General features: G+C 33.6%; 13 protein-coding genes. 1 reads left to right on the top strand and 12 read right to left on the bottom strand.

Features of this window, described 5'->3' with window-relative positions; translation table 11 throughout:
• Positions 1 to 184: 184 nt before the first annotated feature.
• From L1276_RS02080 to L1276_RS02070, 3 genes are all read right to left on the bottom strand, one after another.
• Complete coding sequence (locus L1276_RS02080) at positions 185 to 2,134, bottom strand: sigma 54-interacting response regulator (protein ID WP_253784969.1); 1,950 nt, start codon at positions 2,132 to 2,134, stop codon at positions 185 to 187.
• A 12-nt stretch (positions 2,135 to 2,146) separates the two neighbouring features.
• Complete coding sequence (locus L1276_RS02075) at positions 2,147 to 3,757, bottom strand: sensor histidine kinase (protein ID WP_253784967.1); 1,611 nt, start codon at positions 3,755 to 3,757, stop codon at positions 2,147 to 2,149.
• A gap of 188 nt (positions 3,758 to 3,945) precedes the next feature.
• Positions 3,946 to 4,116 (bottom strand): hypothetical protein, encoded by a 171-nt coding sequence (locus tag L1276_RS02070; protein WP_253784965.1) that lies wholly within the window; start codon positions 4,114 to 4,116, stop codon positions 3,946 to 3,948.
• Positions 4,117 to 4,166: 50 nt separating this feature from the next.
• Between L1276_RS02070 and L1276_RS25240 the strand changes: the two genes are divergently transcribed.
• The gene (locus L1276_RS25240) at positions 4,167 to 4,322 is read left to right on the top strand and encodes a winged helix-turn-helix transcriptional regulator (protein ID WP_371924145.1); all 156 of its coding nucleotides are present in this window, start codon (positions 4,167 to 4,169) and stop codon (positions 4,320 to 4,322) included.
• 77 nt (positions 4,323 to 4,399) lie between these two features.
• Here L1276_RS25240 and L1276_RS02065 read toward each other — a convergent pair whose 3' ends face one another.
• The 9 genes from L1276_RS02065 to L1276_RS02025 all read right to left on the bottom strand — a co-directional run bounded on the left by L1276_RS02065 (position 4,400) and on the right by L1276_RS02025 (position 14,119).
• Complete coding sequence (locus L1276_RS02065) at positions 4,400 to 4,939, bottom strand: carboxymuconolactone decarboxylase family protein (RefSeq protein WP_253784962.1); 540 nt, start codon at positions 4,937 to 4,939, stop codon at positions 4,400 to 4,402.
• Positions 4,940 to 4,957: 18 nt separating this feature from the next.
• Entirely contained in the window at positions 4,958 to 5,539 is a 582-nt protein-coding gene (locus L1276_RS02060) for a DUF417 family protein (protein WP_253784960.1), read from the bottom strand.
• 74 nt (positions 5,540 to 5,613) lie between these two features.
• Positions 5,614 to 6,471, bottom strand: a complete 858-nt coding sequence (locus tag L1276_RS02055) for an AraC family transcriptional regulator (protein ID WP_253784958.1) — start codon at positions 6,469 to 6,471, stop codon at positions 5,614 to 5,616.
• 158 nt (positions 6,472 to 6,629) lie between these two features.
• On the bottom strand, positions 6,630 to 6,839 hold the full coding sequence (locus L1276_RS02050; RefSeq protein ID WP_253784956.1) for a hypothetical protein: 210 nt from the start codon (positions 6,837 to 6,839) through the stop codon (positions 6,630 to 6,632).
• Between the two features lie 308 nt (positions 6,840 to 7,147).
• Positions 7,148 to 7,501 (bottom strand): hypothetical protein, encoded by a 354-nt coding sequence (locus L1276_RS02045; protein ID WP_253784954.1) that lies wholly within the window; start codon positions 7,499 to 7,501, stop codon positions 7,148 to 7,150.
• Positions 7,502 to 7,520: 19 nt separating this feature from the next.
• Complete coding sequence (locus tag L1276_RS02040; protein WP_253784952.1) at positions 7,521 to 7,661, bottom strand: hypothetical protein; 141 nt, start codon at positions 7,659 to 7,661, stop codon at positions 7,521 to 7,523.
• A 228-nt stretch (positions 7,662 to 7,889) separates the two neighbouring features.
• Entirely contained in the window at positions 7,890 to 8,489 is a 600-nt protein-coding gene (locus L1276_RS02035) for a ferritin-like domain-containing protein (RefSeq protein ID WP_253784950.1), read from the bottom strand.
• An 18-nt stretch (positions 8,490 to 8,507) separates the two neighbouring features.
• The gene (locus L1276_RS02030) at positions 8,508 to 10,652 is read right to left on the bottom strand and encodes a catalase (protein WP_253784948.1); all 2,145 of its coding nucleotides are present in this window, start codon (positions 10,650 to 10,652) and stop codon (positions 8,508 to 8,510) included.
• Between the two features lie 212 nt (positions 10,653 to 10,864).
• Positions 10,865 to 14,119, bottom strand: coding sequence for a CheR family methyltransferase (locus tag L1276_RS02025; RefSeq protein ID WP_253784946.1), 3,255 nt, complete (start codon positions 14,117 to 14,119; stop codon positions 10,865 to 10,867).
• Positions 14,120 to 14,158: the final 39 nt, after the last annotated feature.

The following is a 14,158-nucleotide window of genomic DNA, read 5'->3' as shown; positions in this document are numbered from 1 at the left end:
GTAATAACGTTTTTTTTAATTGTGAATTGTGGACGAGTTGATAGTTGGTAGTTGATAGTTGATAGTTGATAGTTGGGAGTTGATAGTTGGTAGTTTGCAGTGAAATGTTAGTTATGAAAATGGCACAGAGATTCACACCGCTTTTGCCACTGTAGCTGGGTAATTCACATTTCACAATTCACAATTAAAAATGGCTTCTTTTGATGCCGAGTTTCTGCATTCTGGATGCTAGTGTAGTAGGAGGAAGTCCTAATATTTCTGATGCACCGCCTGCACCTCTGATTCTGCCGTTGCATTTTTCTAGAACATTGATGATATGCTCTCTTTCATTTTCTTGAATGGTTTTAAAGTACCATTCATTTGTGTTATTATTTACTTTTATTTCATCAAAAGCGGGAAGCGGAATATGCTCAATTGTTTCTGTTTTGGCTAAAAGAACACTTCTTTCAATAAGATTTTCAAGTTCGCGAATATTTCCCGGCCATTGATAGGATAAAAGACTTTTGAGTGCGCTTTCTGCTATTTCTGTTACCTTTTTCCCCGTTTTAGAGCTATAGACAGCAATAAAATGACGTGCTAGAAGACCAATATCTTCCTTACGTTCTCGCAGTGGTGGCAGCTGAATAGGAAATACATTCAGCCTGTAATACAAATCAAGTCTAAAACGGCCGTCAGCAACTTCTTTTTCCAGATTACAATTGGTTGCCGCTATTATACGAACATTTACTTTTATGGGAAGATTACCGCCAACGCGCTCAATTTCTTTTTCCTGAATAGCACGAAGCAGTTTTGCCTGCATTTCTAGAGGCATGTCGCCAATTTCATCCAGAAATAATGTACCATTATGTGCTTGTTCAAATTTGCCTATTCTTCTTTCGGCGGCGCCTGTAAAAGCTCCTTTTTCGTGTCCGAATAGTTCAGATTCAATCAGACTTGGAGGAAGTGCAGAGCAGTTAATTTTTACAAATGGCTGTTCTTTTCTGTTCGAAAGCTGCTGTATGCTTTGAGCAATGCTTTCTTTCCCGGTACCACTTTCTCCGGTAATTAAAACAGTTGTATCGGCTGGGGCGACTTGTAGAATATGATCAAATAATTTGAGCAGAACCGGACTTTTTCCTACTATCGTTTCAAAGCCTGTTACTTTTGCATTCTTTTCTGTTTTATGATGTGCAGCGGAACTATTTTTTTGATCTATTTTTTTATCATGACTAACTAAATTTTCAATAGCATATATTAAAGGTTCCTGAAGTCTTTCGCAAAGCGTTACATGATTTTTATTGTAATTATTAGTTTGTCTGCTGAAAAAAGACAAGTACAATCCGCCATTTTCATTTCGTGATAATGGTATTGGAAGCATAAGATTGGATTTCATATTCATTGAATTTGCAATCATCTTTTTGATTGGGGTTTTATCGCATATTTTTATAAAATCCTGATCGTTATAGAAAGCAGCTTCAGTTTCCACTTTACTTTTATTTCTTAATTCATTTATTTCAGATTCTTTTAAAGCGGTAATATTTTGTAATTCCTCAATTCCTATTTTTTGATATTCGTGCAAACCTGTTCTTGCATATCCCAAAACTTTGTTTGATAGTGTATCATCTATATAAAAAACTGCCATTACAAGATCAAAAGAAATAAGAGATTGTAAGGCCGTAATAATGGTCAGGACTCTGTCATCCCAAGTACCGTTTTTTGTAATAATTGTTTTTAATTGCTTTTGAAATAAAAGTTCTTTTCTAATTGAGGATTCAATACCGTGTTCCTGATGATATTCGGCAATTTCAATGGTGATTAGTAAATCTTTTTCTCTGAAAGGTTTTACTAAAAAACCATACGGATGCGTCAATTTAGCTTTGCTGAGCACTTCTTCATTAGAATTAGCCGATAGATAAATAAATGGAATGTTATCGTCTTTTAGTATTTCGGCAAGGTCAATGCCGGTTTCCTTTCCCGAAAGAAAAATATCCAGAAGAACCAGTTCTGGTCTCTGCTGTGCAATATAATATTTGGCATCAGCCACAGAACGTGCCATTCCAATTATAGAATGCCCCGCTTTTTTCAGCATTAATCGTAAATGATTTGCCTCTACAAACTGATCTTCAACAATAAGTATTTTTAATGGTTTTGCCATTTTAAAATTGAATTAATGAGAATTATTTTCGTTAAAAATAAATTCAAGTGTTATTTTAGTACCATTTGAATTATTGATGAGAAACTTTCCATCGATATCTGCAGAAAGTCCATGCATTAATTTAACTCCCAATGAAGGGTTATTATAAGGATCAAAATCGGGTGGAAGCCCAATGCCGTTATCGTGAATAATTAACATGTACTTATTATCTTCGACGGCTTTAAGTGAAATAGTAATAATTCCGTTTTTTTGATCTGGGAAAGCATATTTAATAGCATTTGTAACGGCTTCATTAAAAATAAGGCCAATTGGAATTGAGTGTGACAAAGGCAGATTAAAACTGTCTATATCCAGGCTAAATCGGATTAGGTTTCTAATTTCAAATGAATCTTTTAAGTATTCAGTCAATTCAAAGATATATGAAGGCATATCAATAATAGATAAACTTTCTGACTGATATAATTTTTGATGAATTAATGACATCGCCTGAATCCTGTTCTGACTGTTATTGATGGCCTGAACTGCTTCTTCATTTTTTAAAAATTCTGTCTGGCTTGCCAAAAGCCCTACGACCATATGCAGGTTATTTTTTATTCTATGATGAATTTCTCTCAGCAGCCATTCTTTTTCAACAACGAGCTTTTCCAGTGCATTATTTTTTTTATTGATTTCATTTTGCTGCGTTTCGAGTACCTTATTTGTTTTTTTCTTGAATCTGTAACTTTTGTAAAGTAAACCTAGAATTATAAGTAAAAGGAAAACAAAAGTTACCATTGAATTGCGCAAAAAAACTTCATTTTTAAGTTTGCTTTGCTGTAATAAGGTTTTATTTTTAAGTTTGATAATATCCAGACTTTTCTTTTCTGTTTCATAAATGATGTTCAGTCTTGAGGTAATGGGATAAATATCAGTTTCATTAAGATTGGCTGCCTTGTAATAAGAGATCGCTTTTTTTAGTGAATTTGAGGAGTTATGAAAATCTGAGATTGAAAAATACAATTCGCTGATTTCTCTGTAGCAGTCGCCGCTTCTTTTTTTGTTTCCGGACTTTTCAAATAAAGATGCCGCTTTGAAAATTGGAATTAATCTTTCTTTTATTGGTGCATCAGTACGCATTTTAGCTGACCAAACCATTACCCATGCCTCTCCTAAATCATCTGTTTGTTTTGTTTTATTTAGTGCTTCTATTGCTTTTCTGGCGTTGACTTCTATCATCGAATTGTTATTTCTCAACTCTTGCACCATAGAAAGCTGCAGGTAACATTTACCTGTATAAATATTAGAATGAAGGGTCTGACTTATCTGAAGGGCTTCCTCAGCATATTGCAAAGCTTTTTTTAGTGTTATAGGATTGTTGTATGAAGCTTCATACCAGTCGCTTACTTTTAATAAAATTTTGATTTTGTCTATGCTTTCCGGTAATTTGTTTAGCCTTCCCTCTGCTATTTTTACCTGTAGTTCGTTATAAGCTGTTTTTAGATCTAAATCATTTTCCAGAACGAGTTGACTTTTTCCCGTTATTTCTGCCTGCTTTATGCTCGTAAAAGGAGCCAATGCATTTACTTCTCCAAATGTAAACCATACAAGGAGAGACAGAATTATTCTGTAGTGGTTAGAAAGCATTTTTTTATGGATTAAACTGGCTCTACGAAGGTATTGATAATAATAGTATTTAAATTTAAAATATTAGAAAATCGACTGCCAACGATATATCGTTGCTTTGAAATTTTGTTAAATAATACAGCATGAATTAAAAGTATATTTGGTTGTTAATGAGTGTTTTATTTGATTAATGTGCGGGTTAAAACAAATTAATTAATCTGCTGCGATTGGATTTTTTTATCATCAAACTCAAAATTATAAGTTAAGGTGAGAGGACTGCCGGAAAAAGTTCCGGATACTTCTGCTTTTAAACCGGCTTTTTCAGAATTTCTTTCAAAAGCAAGAGGTTTCATTGTGGTATTATAGGAATCACGATTCATATAGGATAAGTTTTTCCTCTATTGTACAAATCGGGACATAGGTTAGGAAAATATATCCTGTAGTACCGCCAAAGGTTGAATACAGTTTAACTGATTTTGGTGAAAGTTTGATTCCGGTTATTGGTGTTTTAGGACGCTGGGGAGATGATAATCAGGAACGATTAAAGGACTTAATTATCAAAAAAATTTCTGGAATAACAGGATAGAAGATTAAAAGAGAGGATAAAGAAATAAAAAAACGTATCACATTTAATTTATGTGATACGTTTTTTTTATGACTAAATTATAAAGATGCCGCTTCAGGAAAATCTACGGGAATTTTAGTATTTGCAAAAACATAATTTGTAAAACTTCTTAAGGCAATCAATGCGGTAAGTTCTACTAAAGCTTTTTCGTCATAACCCGCTTCAAAAAAACGTTCTAAATCATATGGGTCAGCAGCTCCTTTATTAGACGTAATCGATTTTGCCAATACAATAACTGCATTAAGTTTAACATCGCTGAATTGTGCTTTGCGAATAGCAAGGGTATCTTCTTGGGTATAACCTCTCATTTTTCCAATCATGGTATGAGCCGCGAGACAATAATCACAATTATTTATTTGAGAAACGATAAGGTTTACAGCTTCTCTTTCTTTTGCCGAAAAAGAAGAATCAGTAGAAAGGGCAGCTTCTGTATCTAACATTGCTTTTAATGCAGAGGATGAATAACCGATAACAGCATATAGATTTGGGATTTTTCCCATTTTAGATTCTACTGTTTCCAATATAGATTGTGAAATTGGGTTTAATTGATCTTTAGCAGGAACTTGAATTGTTTTCATGATATTTATTTTATAAAATTAAGATTGTATTTTATTTAAAAGTATTCTTCGAGCAGAATCTGAAGCTGTAACCAGTCCGGCGGCCATCATGATTACATCTTTAATAACGAGTCTGCCCGCAGCAGAAAGAAATGGAAAGCCAAAATGCTCAGTTGGAAAGTCACCGCCCAAATTTGGCACGTACACTTCTGGAGTAGTTATTAAGAAAGAAAGTGTTACCAATGACATTGCAAAAGTTAACAGGCCGCCAATAAGACCTATTTTGTAATAAAATATACCTGCTAAGTTCATTAATCCTATGATAACGATAACAAGACCAAGACCAATTGAAAAGACATAGGTGCCATTTTCTTCGTGCCAGGCAATGTTTTTTGATATTTCCTGACCTTCAAGGTTTTTGTATTGTTTGTATTCAGGAGCTTCTTTAGAGTAGAAAAAACTCATTAACGGACTGTTGGCAACAAAAGGAACAATTCCTTCTGCTTCGTAATGAAAGGCTTTGAGTCCGCCAATCCAGATCATAACAATTGCAGTTGATATTCTGATGAAATGGATAAATTGCTGTTGAGCATTTGCTAAAAAATGTAACATTTGTTTCATAATAAAAGTTTTACTTATTTGATGAAACAAAGTTATAGCGTATGACGCAGCCCTAAAATGGACGAAAAAGGATATTACTTGGACAAATATGCCACTTGAGAAATGCCTCCTTTATTTCTAAAGGCCTGTGGAGAAATCTGGGTGCATTTTTTAAAGAAACGACTAAAGTAGTATTCATCATTAAATTGCAGCTGATATGCAATTTCCTTAATGCTGAGTGTAGTAAGATGAAGCATTTTTTTGGCTTCCAGTATCAGTCTGTCTTGAATTAACTGACTTGGTGTTTTTCCAAAATATTTAATGCTTTTTTTGGTCAGGGTATTTGGTGAAATAGAAAGTATTGCAGCATAATCATTAGGTTTATGGAGAACCAAATATTTTTCATCCAGCAAAATTCTAAACTGTTCCATTTTTTCATCTTTAGCTAAAACTACAGCATCTTTATCCATAGTTCGTATTTTGGCAGTACTGCATTTCGCTAAGATTACCTGCAAATAAGATTTTAAAATCATTTCTGAAGAATCGGGGTCAGATAGTTCTTCTTCCAGATGCTGTAACAGCTTACAAAAAACATTATGCTGTTGTTGTGAAATTATTACAGAAGGCTGCAAATAGATATTATTAAAAAGAAGCCCGTTGCAGGCAACTTCTTCCCGATGCGCTTCGATGCAGTAAAAATCACCATGAAATAATATTACGGTATAGTCAATATTTTTAGATGGATCAATAAATATGGTCTGTAAAGGAGTAGAGAATAATAGTGTAGGGCCGGAGAAATTAAAGGAAGCGAAATCAGCGTGGTAGATTCCTTCTCCTTTATGAACCAGAATTATAGAATATTGAGATAATTGAATAGGGGTTCCTAGAGAATAATTTTCGCTTTTTTCAATACTAATAAGAGCTTCACCTTTGTCACTTAAAATATTTTTCATAGCTGGTCCATATAAGAGCAAAACTATTAAAATTTATTAGATAAGTTTATTTAGGTGGATTTTAAATTTATTTAGGGCGATTTTAAAATAGTAAATAAATTTAGGGCATTATATAATTAAGATAAATTCTATAATTTAGAAGATATATTTTAAATTGATTATTTTTCTTTATCAGAATTTTTATCAGAAAAAATTTCCTGATTAGTATCATTATTCTCTTGACGTTGGGTTTCAGGTTTTTCATCCCAGTGTCCCCAGTCGCCTTTATAGACTTTTATACAAACTAATTCATTATTTTCGCCAGTGTACATTCTGGTATTAGAAATGGTGCAATGACTTTTGCGGTGAGTTATTTTTAAATTTTCCATAAGTTTTAATTTTTAGAATAATTACTTTAATTTGTGGTTTTATTAAATAACTGCTTTATGTAATGTGCTTCTTTTTGGTTCCTTGTGCTATTACATTTATAAAAAGAATAGAAGTTTTTCATTTTATATCCTTTGTGAGATAATTCAGATGTACAAAGATAAATTTGGGCAAAGCTGTTTTTTATATAATTATCTTTTTTGTTTTACATTATTTCCATGTTTGGTTTATATTGTTTTCTGTAGAATAAAACAGAAACAAAACGTATAATATTTAAACCCGTCTGAATTTCAAACGGGTTTAAATTTATTTATAAATTCCGATTCGGGCTAGTACCTTCTTCGTCATCTAAATCTCCCAGTTCCTCATTATCTAATTCTTCATTGCCAATATCTTCATTGTCAAATTCATCATCCAGCTCGTCACTGTCTAATTTATCAGAACCAAATTCATCGGTATCTGTTTCTTCATTGCCAAGATTTTCATTAGCTAATTCCTCGTTGCCAAGTTCCTGACTTTCCAAATCATTTCCATAATCAGGTTCAGCATTGTCAGATATCGAATTATCTGCTGGCGGTGCATCAATATCCGGATCTTCGTATCGTTCTTTATTTTGAAAATTCTGATCTTCAAGATTGTAATTTTCTTTTTCTTCTAAATTCATAATGTACAATTTTTAAAAGTTATTTTTTAGTTGAACCTGTTTCTTTTTTTGTATCCGAAGCAGATTTAGAACCGCCTTTTGAAGCCGTTTCTTTTTTATCAGTTTGTTTATCTGATCCTTTAGCACTCTCAGTGCTTTTTTTAGTGTTTGAAGTTGCCATGATATAAATTTTTTAGATTTGTTAATAAGCCAAATGTACAGGGACTTTAAATCATTATTTTACATATAACACCACTTCTAATTGTATAATTAACAGTTATTTAGTTTTTGAATGTAGTTTGTTGCCTGCTGATTTCATAAATTCCAATTGAAATATATTAATATAAAAAACACCTGCATTTGCAGGTGTTTTTCGAGGTAAGATAAAAAGTAAAGAAATAATGTTAGACTATTCTACTGCTGCGATGTTTATAAAATTAAGTGCTGCGTCGTTTAGTAAACAATCTGCTTCTTTTTCTTCTGCAAGAGTCTGTGTTAATAATTTTGCAGCATCATTTTCGCCAATTGCTTTTGCAAAAGCCACTAAAGTTCCATAAGTAGCAATTTCATAATGTTCTATTTTTTGCGAAGCGGCTATTATTCCGGCATCTCTAACGGCGCCAGGAGTAGTTTCTAAAAGAATACTGTCTCCTTCTTTTAGTAAACCTGCCATGGCTTCACATTTTTTGCCTTCTGCTTTTTCGCCCAATAAATCAAAAACCTGTTCTAATCTTGTAACTTGGTTTTGAGTTACAGAAAGATGTTCTAAAATAGTTCCCGAAAGTCCGGCTGATGATGCATTAGCCGCCATTTTTGGCAAAGCACCAACTAAAGCGTTCTCTGCCCAGTAAATATCTTTCAGACTGTCAATAAATAAACCTTTTAGTTCTGTGGCAGCATCTGGTGCCGGTTCTACGATATTAATTTTTGCGTTGTTTTTTATATCCTTTAACTGACTTGCTGCGGGTTGCGCTGCGTTAGTCTGGCCTTGTTTTTCTGAATTTTTCATTTTTTATTTTTTTTGAAATTAATTGTATAAGTTGGGTTCACGCTGCCAAAAGCGGTGTTTGGTCATCGCGTTTATAAATTGCTGAACAAATGCTTCACCGGCAATTTCGCTGGTTATAATTACACCTTCATCTTCATTTGTAATTTTTTTGGCAAATGGCGCTCCGCTGATAATTTCAGAAGCTTCACCATCGGCACCAATCACTTTACAATGTTTGTAAGCATCATTTAAGTATTCAAGTGCATCATCATTTTCGGCTAAAGCATTAAGTGCTGATCCGTGTGGTACATAAACAGCATCAAATAATACAGATGAAGCGGTTAAAAAACTAAACTCAGCTGGAATTGCTCCTTCAGAATCTGTGGCTACAGAACCTAAATGCGGTGCAATGACACATCCTTTGGCACCCGCTTTTTTCAAAGCATTTTTCATGTTCATTACTGATGCTTCAGAAACACCATCAGATACAAGAATTGCTACTTTTCTGGATTCAATAGTGGGTGAATTGGTTGGATTATTAATCATGCTTAAAGCTTGCGAAGATTCAACCGAAGATTGAACAGTTTGTGGTTCTTGTGTTCCTGCTTCTTCCGTTTCCGGTGAAACGCCTTTGTTAATAGGAGTTTCTAAAGTCGATGGTACGGCTGCACCAAGACCTTGTGCTACTTTTTCCGCAAGTTCGATATCAACCTGAGATAATAATCCAAGCATTCTAACTCTGATTGCTGTGGTTTCTACTTTTCCAAGTTCAAAACGTAATGCTTTTACGATATGGCTTTTTTCTTCTGGTGTCTGGCTGTTAAAAAACAGTTTTGCCTGTCCGAAATGATCGTTAAAACTTTCGCTTCTCGCCCTTACTTTATGAGAGTCTACACGTTCGTTAAAACTTGCAAATCCGCCTTCGGCAATTTTTGCCTGATACGGACATCCTCCGCCAAGTGAATTTGGAGAATAACTTACACGTCCTTTATTAATTTCCTGGCGCATATGTCCGTCACGCTGATTGTTGTGCACGGGAGCAACGCTTCTGTTAATTGGAATTTCATGAAAATTCGGACTTCCTAATCTTGATAATTGTGTATCAGTATAAGAGAATAATCTTCCCTGTAAAAGCGGATCATTAGAAAAATCGATTCCCGGAACGACATGACCCGGATGAAAAGCGATTTGTTCAGTCTCTGCAAAGAAATTTTCTGGATTTTTGTTCAAGACCATTCTTCCTATAATGGTAACAGGAACTAGTTCTTCGGGAACAATTTTAGTTGGGTCTAATAAATCAAAATCATATTTATGTTCATCTTCGGCTGGAATAACCTGAACCCCTAATTCCCATTCAGGAAAGTTTCCTGTATCAATGGCTTCCCATAAATCTTGTCTGTGAAAATCCGGGTTTTTTCCCGAAATTTTCTGAGCTTCATCCCAGGCAACCGCGTGTGTTCCTAATTTTGGTTTAAAGTGAAATTTTACAAAAACGGATTCTTCCTGAGCATTTATCAATCTAAAAGTATGAACACCAAAACCTTCCATCATTCTGTAACTTCTTGGAATGGCGCGGTCTGACATTACCCACATAATCATGTGCATAGATTCCGGCATCAATGAAATAAAATCCCAAAAGGTATCGTGTGCTGATGCGGCTTGTGGCATTTCGTTATGAGGTTCCGGTTTTACGGCATGAACAAGATCAGGAAATTTTGATGCATCCTGAATAAAAAATACCGGAATATTATTGGCAACTAAATCATAAATACCTTCCTGAGTATAAAATTTTACGGCAAATCCTCTTGCATCTCTTGCAAGATCTGTAGAACCTCTTGATCCTGCAACTGTAGAGAAACGGGCAAAAACAGATGTTTTTTGTCCTTTTTCCTGCAAGAATCCTGCTTTTGTAAGTTCAGGAATTGGGTTAGTGACTTCAAAAAAACCGTGTGCTCCTGAGCCTCGCGCATGAACAATTCTTTCCGGAATTCTTTCATGATCAAAATGAGTGATTTTTTCCCTTAAAATAAAATCTTCTAATAATGATGGTCCGCGATCACCGGCTTTCAATGAATTATTATCATCATTAATTTTTACGCCCTGATCTGTAGTTAAAAATTTGTTTGTTCCATCGGAGGTATTGATGGATAAATCGCGTTGTTTTTCGTCTTGAAAATTTTTCATGGTGTTTCTTATTAGTTAAAAACTTTAAACAATGCACGATATTACCTTTCAGGTTTATAGGTAGTTACAGATCGTGAATTATCCAGTGTTTCAAATTTAGATTTTGCAGACATGTCTTTTTTATAAGATTCACTTTCAATATTCCACAATTGCCATAGGAATTAAAATTCATAAAAAAGTCCCCATTTTCTGGAGACTTAATTTTTTCTTTTTCAAGCGGGCAGATAAATAAACACAATAGTTCCTTTGCTGGGCTCGCTGGAAACTTTTATAAATCCTTTATGATTGTAAACTATTTTTTGAACCAGCGTCAATCCAAGTCCGCTGCCGTACTGTTGGTCATTGCTGTGAAGTTTGTAGAAGGGATTAAAAATAAGAGTTTCAAAATTTTTACTAAAACCAATTCCGTTGTCGCTTACAAAAAGTTTGACATAATTAATGCTTGGATCAGCTCCAAAATCAATTAGTTCTTCGGCAGAAACATTTTCTATTCCAATTGTAATTTCTGGTGCGGCAGTTTGTTTTGCATATTTTATTGAGTTAGATATCAAGTGAGTAAAAAGCTGATGCATCTGCGAAGGAATAATATAAAGTGTGGGCAGTGCATTGATTTTTATTAAAGGCTTTTGTCCGGTTTTTGGAGTTTTAAGGTCATTAATTATCTTTTTTAGAAGAATATTTAGATCTGTTTTTTTTAAATCTTTCCGGCCAAAGTTGATTTTAGAATAATCGATTACGTCTTCAATAAGCTGATTCATATTGACCGCAGAACTTAATAATCGGCTTAAATTATGCCTGCTTGTTTCGGTTAGTATTTTTTCGCCGTCTAAAACTTTTTTACCAAACATATAAATTTTACGTATAGGTTCGAGTAAACTTTCGCTTGCGGCAAAAGTAAAAGATTCTAATTGCTGGTTGTAGGCCTGAAGTTCAAGGTTTTTTATTTTTAATGATTCATTACTTTGTTCTAAATCAGTACTATCTTCAATCGCTAACAAAATCATTCCGTTTGGCGTCGAATTAACGATTGGAGAGGCGTTTATAAGTATTGTTTTTTTACCAATAACATCAAAATCAAATTGGATTTTAAAATTTTCTACAATTTCATTTCTACTTGTTTTTTTTAATATAGATTCTTTAAATGCAGGAACGTTCCAATGCGAATTTCCTATTTCCAAAACAGATAAACCTTCGGTTTTTTCTTCTGTAGTTTTAAAATAATTATAAAAAGAGGGATTGGCACTTTTGATAATAAAGTTTTTGTCAATAATAAGTAAAGGTTCTCTAATGGTTTTTACAATTGATTCATAAAAATTGCGCATCAAAGCGAGTTCTTCCCTGCGGTCTTTTAATTCATCATTTATACAAGATAATTCTTCGTTATTGGATAAAAGTTCAATAGTTAAACTTTCGAGCTGATAATTGATAATTTGCAATTCTTCGGTGCTGCTCAATAATTCTTCATTAGAAGTCTGAAGTTCTTCAAAATAGAGCTGTTGTTCTTCGGTTACTCTCTTAAAATCACCCCGAAGCTGTGTTAATTCTTTTTCGATTTGTTGTGTATGATCTGGATTTGAAGCTCCGATTTGTTCGTTTTTTGCCGGGATGTTATTTTTCTTGCAGAATATAATCAGCAGAAGTTCAGTATGATTAGGAAGGTAAATTACTTCAAAAGAAGTCAAAAAAGGTTGTTTTTTTACCTCTGTAAATTCTCCTGAATAATTTTTTTTCTCATTTCGAGCCTTTAAAATATAATTTCGAAGTTCAAATTCCAGTTCATCTCTTACCATATTTAGAATGTTAAAACTAGGTTTTCCTGATGCAGGCTGTAAAAACGGGCTTGTATCGCCATGAAAATGTATAATTTCGAGATCTTCGTTTATTATTACCGCTGCGGGAGAAAACTGTTCGAGAAGAATATCTGAGGCAATTTTCCGATAGTCTTTTTCATCTGGTATACTCTGCTCAATTCCTTTAGTAATATGTTTTACTGTATTAGTCGTAGTATATATTTCTTTTTGATGAAGTTGTAAAAATGTTTTTCGGGTGTATATTTTATCAGTTTGATCAATTGCAGTAAATAAGTGCGGTACATTTTGTGCCCATTCTGATTTTCCAAGAAATAAGATTCCCTGATCCCGTAGTGCGTAATGAAACGACGATAGAACTTGATTTTGTAGTTCTGTATCAAAATAAATCAGCACATTCCGGCAGGATATAAAATCAATTTTTGCAAAAGGCGTATCTTTTGTTAAATCATGAACGGCAAAAACACACATATCACGAATTATTTTATTGACATGAAAGCTGTTGTCTCTTTTGGTAAAGTATTTCTCTAGTCTGGTTTCACTTATGTTTTTTACGTCCTGTGCCGTATAATTTCCTGCACGGGCATTTGCGATGCATTTTTGAGATAAGTCAGAAGCAATAATCTGTACTTTTATATTCGTTCTGTTTGTTTCTTCAAGATAGTCATGAATACAAATGGCGATCGAATAGGCTTCTTCTCCTGTAGAGCATCCTGCACACCAAACTCTAATTACATCGGTTTTTAAACTATCAATTAAAGAGGGAAATGTATTGCCGCATAAATTATCAAAAGCTTTTTGATCCCGGAAAAAATAAGTTACCGGAATAAGTATATCATTAAATAACAAATCCTGCTCAATTGTATTGTTTTTCAGGAACTTCAAATACATTTCAGTGGTTTCCTGTTTGGTTACTACCATTCTTTTGGCAATTCTTCTTCGCAAGGTTGTGTCCTTGTAATGCTGGAAATTGGTACCGGTTTTTTGAAATAATATAGAAATAATTTCATCAAATAATTTCTTTTCCGCTGCTGTGTTTTCTTTTTCTTCGTATGAATGAGTGGCTAATTTACTTTCGTGAATCTGGACTAACTTTTCAGTTATATCACCTGGAGATACAAAATAATCTATATATTCTGATGTTACTGCATTTTGAATAAATCCATTTTTTGAAACTACGGCAATTGTAGAACCTCCGTTTTCTTTAAGTTTTTTGAGTCCTGCAGATCCATCAAAAGAAGTCCAGGTAAGCATTAAACCAACGGCATAACTTTGAAATGTTTGCCCAACAGCTTCAAAATAAATATCCAGACAGTTATTTACTTTACTGCTTCTGTTTCTCGATTTAAGTTTTAATATACCATTTTCAAGAATTAAAAAGTTATTCTCTGGAATAATATAAATGTTATTAGGTTTAATATCAATTTGTTGGATAATTTCAATTACAGGAATTTTGCTGTTTGCAGAAATTGCTTCTGCCAAATTATCAGATTGGTTTAAAGATAAATCTTGAAAAATAAGATAGGCCATTCCTGAGTCTGGGGGTAGATCAGAAAGCATATTTTTTAATACATCAATTTCATTTGCCGCAGTTGCTATTGCTACAACCGGAAATTGTGTTTTTGAATTTGTCTCTGTTAGTATTTCATTCGTATTCATTATCATTTGGATTTATGGCAATCATATAACTTAAATAAT

Source organism: Flavobacterium sp. HSC-32F16, assembly GCF_024171645.1.
GTDB lineage: Bacteria > Bacteroidota > Bacteroidia > Flavobacteriales > Flavobacteriaceae > Flavobacterium.
Note: the sequence above shows the minus strand (reverse complement) of the source record. Positions and strands in the feature narration are given on the sequence as shown.

Bases quoted from the DNA above. Each gene is read 5' to 3' on its own strand.
- L1276_RS02080 (WP_253784969.1), bottom strand. From the start codon at position 2,134: ATGGCAAAACCATTAAAAATACTTATTGTTGAAGATCAGTTTGTAGAG.
- L1276_RS02075 (WP_253784967.1), bottom strand. From the start codon at position 3,757: ATGCTTTCTAACCACTACAGAATAATTCTGTCTCTCCTTGTATGGTTT.
- L1276_RS02070 (WP_253784965.1), bottom strand. From the start codon at position 4,116: ATGAATCGTGATTCCTATAATACCACAATGAAACCTCTTGCTTTTGAA.
- L1276_RS02065 (WP_253784962.1), bottom strand. From the start codon at position 4,939: ATGAAAACAATTCAAGTTCCTGCTAAAGATCAATTAAACCCAATTTCA.
- L1276_RS02060 (WP_253784960.1), bottom strand. From the start codon at position 5,539: ATGAAACAAATGTTACATTTTTTAGCAAATGCTCAACAGCAATTTATC.
- L1276_RS02055 (WP_253784958.1), bottom strand. From the start codon at position 6,471: ATGAAAAATATTTTAAGTGACAAAGGTGAAGCTCTTATTAGTATTGAA.
- L1276_RS02050 (WP_253784956.1), bottom strand. From the start codon at position 6,839: ATGGAAAATTTAAAAATAACTCACCGCAAAAGTCATTGCACCATTTCT.
- L1276_RS02045 (WP_253784954.1), bottom strand. From the start codon at position 7,501: ATGAATTTAGAAGAAAAAGAAAATTACAATCTTGAAGATCAGAATTTT.
- L1276_RS02040 (WP_253784952.1), bottom strand. From the start codon at position 7,661: ATGGCAACTTCAAACACTAAAAAAAGCACTGAGAGTGCTAAAGGATCA.
- L1276_RS02035 (WP_253784950.1), bottom strand. From the start codon at position 8,489: ATGAAAAATTCAGAAAAACAAGGCCAGACTAACGCAGCGCAACCCGCA.
- L1276_RS02030 (WP_253784948.1), bottom strand. From the start codon at position 10,652: ATGAAAAATTTTCAAGACGAAAAACAACGCGATTTATCCATCAATACC.
- L1276_RS02025 (WP_253784946.1), bottom strand. From the start codon at position 14,119: ATGAATACGAATGAAATACTAACAGAGACAAATTCAAAAACACAATTT.